This is a genomic window from Rickettsia sp. TH2014 (assembly GCF_019249195.1).
Taxonomy (GTDB): domain Bacteria; phylum Pseudomonadota; class Alphaproteobacteria; order Rickettsiales; family Rickettsiaceae; genus Rickettsia; species Rickettsia felis.
The window spans coordinates 1-798 of the sequence record NZ_MXAX01000136.1; the positions used below are offsets into that span (position 1 = coordinate 1).

Genomic DNA, 798 nt, shown 5'->3' on the forward strand with positions numbered 1-798 from the left:
ATAATAATTTGCTTGTTCATTCTTAGGGTTTAGCTGCAAGCATCTTCTAAAATACATAAGTGCCTTATGATTCCCCTGCTCTCTTCCATACCAATACATCCCCAGCTCAAAATATTTGCTCCAAGTCTCGTCTGCCTGCTCTTGTTTTTTAGTCATACTATTACCTACTGCTCCTTCTATTTTGCATCTTTGAAGTTTGTTGATGATTGCCATCTCTAACTTGTCTAGATTTTCATAAAATATTGTCTCTCTGTTATTTGATGATGAACCTTGCTGCATAACTGACTCACTATTACCAATACCATTTACACCCTCACCTCCTGTAGCAAGCCCAATCCCTTCTGTAATGCTCAGCATCTCTGATAATGTATGCATTAGTGCAGCACTTGTTTCTGTGTTGTTACGAAGACTGCAAGCAAACATCCGCACCGCCTCCGCGTACCTTCCAAGAAGACACAATGTGATGCCGCTGAAGTAATATGCTACGTGATTATCAGGATGAGCTTTGATTGATGACTTAAAGCAACATAATGCAGATCTATAGAATTTTTGCTTATTTTGAGATTTGTGCAGTAACAGTAATTGCTTGCCTAGCTTTAGCCACGCATCATCTTTACCGAGTTTTAAAAAACTTATTAATACTGTGATTGTTCTAGAGTTAAATGATTCTGATGGGGATTGGTTATTATGGTCATGAGATATACTAACTAATCTTGCCGCTTTAGATTCAGCTTTAGTTTTATATTCTAATTTATCTTTTGTGCTTTTTTGTGAATGAGGTTTTTGTGGCAACGCACA

1 pseudogene is annotated in these 798 nt (G+C 37.3%); it reads right to left on the reverse strand.

The features are described 5' to 3' along the window. A pseudogene (locus KYQ89_RS07695) lies at positions 1-798 on the reverse strand (tetratricopeptide repeat protein); the annotation flags it as partial.